The sequence below is a fragment of the Actinosynnema sp. NPDC023658 genome (assembly GCF_040639995.1).
Classification (GTDB): Bacteria; Actinomycetota; Actinomycetes; order Mycobacteriales; family Pseudonocardiaceae; genus Actinosynnema.
The window spans coordinates 821-7,616 of the sequence record NZ_JBFAAX010000283.1 but is presented as its reverse complement, the minus strand read 5'-3'; the positions used below and the strand labels follow the sequence as shown (position 1 = coordinate 7,616).

Sequence of the window (6,796 nt, the reverse complement as noted above, 5' to 3'; positions counted from 1 at the left end):
GCGGCGGGGCCACGACCACCGGTGCGCAGCACGCGCGCCGAGTGCGTCGGCGGCAGCGGCCCGGGGTCCGGCCGGTCGTCCACCACGATGACCTCGCGCGGCGGAGGACCCTCACCGCGCTCCAACGCGTCGAGCACCACGCGCAGGCTGTCGCGGCCCACGGTGGGGATGACCACCGCGTAGTCGACGCTCATCGCTGCTCCGCGGCTCGGGGGTCGCGCGGGCGCCGCACCACGAACCGGCCGATGGCCAGCAGGTCCACCGGCGCCGAGCCGAAGCACTCCAGCGCGTCGCGCGGGTCGTCCACCATCGGCCGCCCGGCCGTGTTCAGGCTGGTGTTCACCACCACGGGCACGCCCGTGAGCCGGTCGAACTCGCTGATCACCCGGGCCATCAGCGGTTCGGTCGCCGGGTCGACGGTCTGCACCCGCGCGGTGCCGTCCACGTGCACGACCGCCGGGACCCGGTCACGCCACTCCGGCCGCACGTCGTGCACGAACAGCATGTACGGGCTGGGCAGCGGTCCGCGCTCGAACAGCTCGGCCGCGCGGTCGGCCAGCACCATCGGCGCGATCGGCCGGAACTGCTCCCGGCCCTTGACGTTGTTGAGCCGTTCGAGGTTCTCCGCCTTGCCGGGGTGCGCCAGCAGCGAGCGGCGGCCCAACGCCCGCGGCCCGTACTCGCTGCGGCCCTGGAACCACGCCACCACCTGGTCGTCGGCCAGCGCCTCGGCCACCGCGACGGCCACGTCGTCCGGCTCCTCGTAGACGACCTTGGCGGTGCGCAGGTACTCCTCGACCTGGTCGTCGGTCCACGACCGGCCCAGGTCCGCGCCCGGGATCGCGGCGGCCGGCTCACCCGCGTCGGCCACGACCTGGAGCGCCGCGCCCAGCGCGGTGCCCGCGTCACCCGCCGCCGGCTGCACCCACACCTCGTCGAACGGGCCCTCGGCGAAGATCCGCGTGTTCGCCACGCAGTTGAGCGCCACACCGCCCGCCATGGTCAGCCGCTTCTGCCCGGTCCGCTCGTGCAGCCACCGCACGAGGTCCAGCAGGACCTCTTCGACCCGCACCTGCACGCTGGCCGCCAGCTCGGCGTGCTCGCGGGTCATCTCGCCGTCCGGGTCGCGGCGCTTGGCCAGCGTCGCCCAGTCCAGCGGGGTGATGTGGAAGCCGCCGTCCTCGGTCGCGCGGACGTGCTCGCGCAGCAGGTCCAGGTGCTTGGGCTCGGCGTAGGACGCGAGCGCCATCACCTTGTACTCGTCGCTGGAGCGCAGGAAGCCCAGGTGCTCGGTCAGGTCCTCGTAGAACAGGCCGAGCGAGTGCGGCAGGTGCTGCGCGGCCAGCGTCTCCAACCGGTGACCGCGGTAGCTGCCCGCCAGGTGCGAGCGGCACTCGCCGCGACCGTCGTTGACCAGCACCGCGCAGTCGCCGCCGAACGGGGCCGCCAGGGCCGACGACGCGGCGTGCGCGACGTGGTGCGGCACGAACCGCACGATCGCCGGGTCCAACCCGGGCAGCGCGGTGGCCAGGAAGTACGGCGCGCGGCGGGCGTACTCGGTGCGCAGGTCCTCCCACGGCACGTCGCTCGGCTCGACCAGGTCGGGGTCGTAGGAGTAGGCGACGGCGTCGAGGTCGGCCGGCGTCAACCCGGCGTGCTCCAGGCACCACCGCGCCGCCTGCTCGGGCTGCTCCCACGCGGAGAAGGGCACCGGCCGCTTGCCGTGCTTGCGCCGGGAGAAGCGTTCCTCCTCGGCGGCGGCCACCACCCGACCGTCCACCACGAGGGCGGCGGCGGGGTCGTGGAAGATCGCGTTGATTCCGAGCACGCGCACGGCGTTCCCCTTTCGCTCCTGCTCCTGTGTGGACAGCCCGACGGGCGGGTCCGTGGCGGACCGGTGTCGTCCGACTACCCGACGAGTTGCCGGTCAAACGAGCGCCGCAGGCCCTCGTCCAAGCCGATCTCGGGCTGCCAGCCCAGCACCTCGCGCGCCAGCGAGATGTCCGGGCGCCGCCGGCGCGGGTCGTCGACCATGGCGTCGACGTGCTCGATCGTGGACGTGCTGCCGGTCAGCTCGACGACCTTCCGCGCGACCTCCAGCACGGTGACCTCCTCGGGGTTGCCGAGGTTCACCGGGCCCGGGTGGTCGCTCTCCGCCATCGACAGCAGGCCGCGCACCAGGTCGTCCACGTGGCACAGCGAGCGGGTCTGGGTGCCGTCGCCGTGCACGGTCAGCGGTTCGCCGGCGCGGGCCTGCCGCACGAACGTGGGGATCATCCGACCGTCGTCCGGGCGCATCCGCGCGCCGTAGGTGTTGAAGATCCGCACGATGCCCGCGTCCACGCCGTACTCCTGGCGGAACGCGCAGGTCATCGCCTCACCGAACCGCTTGGCCTCGTCGTACACGCTGCGCGGGCCGATCGGGTTCACGTTGCCCCAGTACGTCTCCCGCTGCGGGTGCTCCAACGGGTCGCCGTACACCTCGCTGGTGGAGGCGACGACGAGCCGTGCGTTCTTGCGCCGCGCCAGTTCCAGCGCGTGCAGCGTGCCGAAGCCGCCGATCTTGAGGGTGTCGACGGGCATCCGCAGGTAGTCCACCGGCGACGCGGGGCAGGCCAGGTGCATCACCAGGTCGACCTCACCGAGCAGGTCGAGCGGCTTCACCACGTCCGCGACCACCACGCCCAGCTTGGGGTCGTCCGGCAGGTTGGCCGGCGACCCGGTGCGGAAGTCGTCCACGCACACCACCCGCGTGCCGCGCTTGAGCAGCGCTTCGCACACGTGGGAGCCGAGGAACCCGGCCCCGCCCGTCACCACCGCTCGTTCGAATCCCATGAGTCGGGCCTACCCGGGGATTTGAGGAGTAACCACCACTTCCCGGGGTACTGCCGCGGGTACGCGTGACGAATGGGCCGATCGGGTCACGCGGCGGGCGTCGGTCACCCGAGGGGGATCAGCGGAGCACCGCGCCCCGCTCCACCACGACCTCGCCCGCGTGGTCCAGCCGGTACCCGACACCGCGCACGGTGGTGATGATCGACGCCGCGTCACCCAGCTTGTGCCGGAGGCGCCGCACGTGCACATCCACCGTTCGGGTGTCCACCACGCTCCGCGCACGCCACACGTCGGTCATCAGCGCGGTGCGCCGGTGCACCCGGTGAGGGTTCGCGCACAGGTGGTGCAGCAGGTCGAACTCCAGCCTGGTCAGCGCCACCGGCACGCCCCGGAGCAGCACCCGGCGCGAGTCGACCAGGATCCGCAGCTCAGGGTCGACCCGCGGCACCGGCAGGTCGACCACGTTCGACACCACCACGTCCGCGCCGGGCAGGGCCAGCGCCGACCGCAGCGCCTCGGCCAGCCGCCCCGCCGCGTCCACCACCCGGGGGCCTGGGGCGGAGATCCGGATCACGACCGTCACCTCGACGTCCGCCCGCTCCACGCCGGCCACCTCGCGCATCGCCGTCACGGTGTCGATCGGACCAGCGGGGCGTGACGCCCGTCAACACCTCCCAACCCGTGGGAGCCGTTGACAGCGGGCAGAATGAGGCCATGAGGACCATCACCCTGAACAACGGCGTCACCATGCCACAGCTCGGTTTCGGTGTCTTCCAGGTGTCCTATGAGGACACGCACGCCGCGGTCACCGAGGCGTTGCGGGTCGGCTACCGCAGCATCGACACGGCCGCCGCCTACCGCAACGAGGAACCGGTCGGCCGGGCCCTCGCCGACTCGTCGATCCCGCGCGACGAGCTGTTCGTGACCACCAAGCTGTGGAACTCCGACCAGGGCTACGACGAGGCGTTGCGCGCGTTCGACGCGAGCGCCGGGCGGCTCGGCCTCGACCAGGTGGACCTGTACCTGGTGCACTGGCCCGCGCCGAAGCAGGACCGGTACGTCGACAGCTGGCGCGCGCTGGGCAAGCTGCACGCCGACGGGCGGGTCCGGGCCATCGGCGTGTCCAACTTCCAGCCCGCGCACCTGGAGCGCATCGTGGAGGCCACCGGCGCGGTGCCCGCGATCAACCAGGTCGAGCTGCACCCCTGGTTGCAGCAGGCGGAGCTGCGCGCCTTCCACGCCCAGCACGGCGTCGTGACCGAGGCGTGGAGCCCGCTGGCGCAGGGCGCGCTGCTGGCCGACCCGGTCATCACGGACCTCGCCGCCAAGCACGGCCGCACCCCGGCGCAGGTCGTGCTGCGCTGGCACGTGCAGCTGGACAACGTCGTGATCCCCAAGTCAGTGACGCCGAGCCGGATCGCGGAGAACTTCGCCCTGTTCGACTTCGAGTTGGACGGTGAGGACATGGGCCGCATCGCGGAGCTCGACCGGGGCGAGCGCACCGGGCCCGACCCCGACACGTTCGGCTGACCGACCGGATCGACCACCGGAAGACCCGACCACCGGACGGTCGGACGACCTGACCGCCCCGCCCCTGAGGGGACGACCGGCGGCACGGCCGTCCGACCTCCACCGGGTCAGATGCTCACCGGGCCGCCGGTCCTCCAGTACACGCCGGCGTCCCGGCTGAGCAGCTCTTCGTCCACGAGGTACCGGCGCACGGTCACGTGGTCGACCTCGCCGCCCTCGCACCACCGCTTCAGCACCTCCACCACGTCCCGCTCGGGGTACCGTCTACCCGGCTCGAACGCGGTGCTCACCTGTTCGAGCACGGCCCGCCTGCGTCCGCGCTGCGCGGGGAGCTTCACCAGCCGCCCATCCCGCACGAACGGGTCCTCCGGGGCCCGGTTCGCCTGTTCGACCCGGGTGGCCTCCTTGAACAGCTCCTCACGCAGTCGCAAGCCGGACCCGTCGGTCACGACGAGTCCCGCCGAGCGCAGTCGGCGCAACGAGTTCTCGATCCGCCGAGCGTCCATCCCGGTCGCCGCGGCGATGTCCGCAGTCGTGCGGGCGCCCAGGACCAACGCGGCCGCCACTCGCAACCGCTCGGGTTCGGCCAGCAGTCCGATCAGTGAATCAGGGGTCACGCTTCGAGCTAACCGAAGCCGGCGGTCTGGTGCACGCCCATTTCGGGCGGACCTTAATAGCCGTGCGCACTGATCACCTCTTCCCCCTGGCGTCGGTGGAGCCGGTTTTCGGCATGCCGACCGAGAACGCCCGCAAGTTCCAGCAGGTGGCCGCCGAGCAGGACCTCGTCATCGACGTGCGGGCGACGAACCCGCACGCGGTGGCGTGGTTGCGCGAGGGCGCGCTGCCCAAACCGGAGGCGGTGAAGGCCAAGACCATCAACGACCTCGACGTCCGGTTGGGCGCCGCCCGCCGCAACCGGGGCCTGGTCGGCTACTTCCGGCCGGAGTTACCGGGTGCCGACCTCACCGACCGGCTGTTGCGCCGGTACGAGCAGCGGCGCGTCGAGTTCGAGGCGTTGCGCGACAAGATGGAGCTGTTCGAACGACGTGGCGAGTACCTCGTGCGGGACGGTGTCGTGCACGGTTTCGACCGGGACGGGCGGTTGCGGCCCCTCACCGGTGACCACGACGTGTTCGACATCCGCGCCTCCGGCGGCACCGACCTGAGCCGCCGCCGCTACGACCGGGCGGTGGCGACGATGATGTCGATGGACATGGGCGTCACCCACGGCGCCCACATGTACTGGCGGCCGACCACCAAGTCCGACCGCGCGATGTTCGAGTCGATCGCCCGCAGCGGTGACGACAAGCTGCGGTTCCACCCGGACGGCACGATGACCGCGGGCGACTACCGGCGCTTGAACGCCGGGATCAGCGCGATGACCACGCCGGCCACCGCGGCCCGCCCGTACGCCAGGGTCTCCCACGTGGGCAGGCCCAGGACGGTGGTGTCGTCGGCGTCGTTGATGAACAGCTGACCGTAGAGCAGCAGGAGGAGCACGCCGTAGCACCGGGCGTGGTTGTGCCGCCAGGAGAGCACGACACCGGCCAGGCCCGTGCACACGTAGAGGGTGTGGGCGGCGCCCTCGCCCATGGGCAGGAACGGGATGGAGGCGAGCACGATCTGCACCAACCCCACCAGGAGCGCGAGGAACTGGGCTCGGCTGAAGGACGGTGTGCCGCCCTCGTCGTCGTCCTTCGGCCCGGCCTTGTTCCGCGTCCGCCGCTGTCTCACCATCGCCTCGATCCGCATGGCTCCGGGTTACCCGCCGCCATTCGGCCTCATCCGTGCAGCTCGGCGGCTTCCCCCTATGGGGCATATCGCCCAAGGCGGTGCGGCATTACGGTCTATTCGGGTGTCATCGTCGGTCCACGCCCGTCCGGGCGGCTCACCGCAGCAGCCGGTCGATCTCCGTCCTGGCCTCGGCGGTCGCCTGATCGGGGCGGCGTTCCCCGGTCAGCACCCGGGTCGCCGCGGTGGACAGGACGCGCGAGACCTCCGGGTACTTCGCGCCGTAGGCCGTGCGGGTCCGCGCCGACCGCAGCTGGGCGGTGAAGCCGAGCACGTTGGGGTCCCACTGCCAGGTCAGGGCGTCCACGGTGTCGGTGCGGTTGGGCAGCGCGTTCAGGCCGCCGCCGAACTCGGTCGCGTTGTCGGGGTGCTCCGCGAGCCAGGTCAGCACGTCCCACGCCCGGTCGACCCGCCCGTTGCGACCGATCACCCACGTCTCGCCGCCGAGCTGACCGGCCGGACCCGTGGCGCCGTCCGGCAGCGGCGCCGACGCCCAGTCCAGCCCGGCCTGGTTCAGCGCGGGGATCGAGTCGGGACCGGTGATGGCCATGGCGCACCGGCCCTCGGCGAACCGCTGCCGCGCGTCGGCGTCGGTCCAGCCCAGCGCCTCCGCCGGTGCGCTGTGGTCGGTGTTCACCAG

7 protein-coding genes and 1 pseudogene are annotated in these 6,796 nt (G+C 72.3%); 2 read left to right on the top strand and 6 right to left on the bottom strand.

The window, feature by feature from the left end; genetic code table 11:
• The 4 genes and pseudogenes from AB0G02_RS23900 to AB0G02_RS23885 all read right to left on the bottom strand — a co-directional run.
• A pseudogene (locus AB0G02_RS23900) lies at positions 1-194 on the bottom strand (transferase); the annotation flags it as partial.
• Positions 191-1,834: a carbamoyltransferase C-terminal domain-containing protein gene (locus AB0G02_RS23895; RefSeq protein WP_360797689.1), complete on the bottom strand. Its 1,644-nt coding sequence runs from the start codon at positions 1,832-1,834 to the stop codon at positions 191-193. The pseudogene AB0G02_RS23900 and the gene AB0G02_RS23895, both read right to left, overlap by 4 nt.
• Positions 1,835-1,908: 74 nt before the next feature.
• A complete protein-coding gene (locus AB0G02_RS23890) occupies positions 1,909-2,835 on the bottom strand; it encodes an NAD-dependent epimerase/dehydratase family protein (RefSeq protein WP_360797688.1) in 927 nt (308 codons plus the stop codon).
• 118 nt (positions 2,836-2,953) lie between these two features.
• On the bottom strand, positions 2,954-3,457 hold the full coding sequence (locus tag AB0G02_RS23885; protein WP_360797687.1) for a winged helix-turn-helix domain-containing protein: 504 nt from the start codon (positions 3,455-3,457) through the stop codon (positions 2,954-2,956).
• A gap of 92 nt (positions 3,458-3,549) precedes the next feature.
• Here AB0G02_RS23885 and AB0G02_RS23880 point away from each other — a divergent pair, with 92 nt between their 5' ends.
• On the top strand, positions 3,550-4,365 hold the full coding sequence (locus AB0G02_RS23880) for an aldo/keto reductase (RefSeq protein ID WP_360797686.1): 816 nt from the start codon (positions 3,550-3,552) through the stop codon (positions 4,363-4,365).
• A 107-nt stretch (positions 4,366-4,472) separates the two neighbouring features.
• Here the strand turns inward: AB0G02_RS23880 and AB0G02_RS23875 are convergent, their stop codons facing one another.
• Positions 4,473-4,982 (bottom strand): DUF2087 domain-containing protein, encoded by a 510-nt coding sequence (locus tag AB0G02_RS23875; RefSeq protein WP_360797685.1) that lies wholly within the window; start codon positions 4,980-4,982, stop codon positions 4,473-4,475.
• Between the two features lie 62 nt (positions 4,983-5,044).
• On the opposite strand from AB0G02_RS23875, the gene AB0G02_RS23870 reads away from it, so the two are divergent.
• Positions 5,045-5,842 carry a hypothetical protein gene (locus tag AB0G02_RS23870; RefSeq protein WP_360797684.1) on the top strand — a complete coding sequence of 266 codons (798 nt, stop codon included), beginning with the start codon at positions 5,045-5,047 and terminating at the stop codon, positions 5,840-5,842.
• Between the two features lie 411 nt (positions 5,843-6,253).
• On the opposite strand, the gene AB0G02_RS23865 is transcribed toward AB0G02_RS23870, so the two are convergent.
• Positions 6,254-6,796 (bottom strand): extracellular solute-binding protein (locus tag AB0G02_RS23865; RefSeq protein WP_360797683.1); only part of this gene is annotated, 543 nt, incomplete at its 5' end.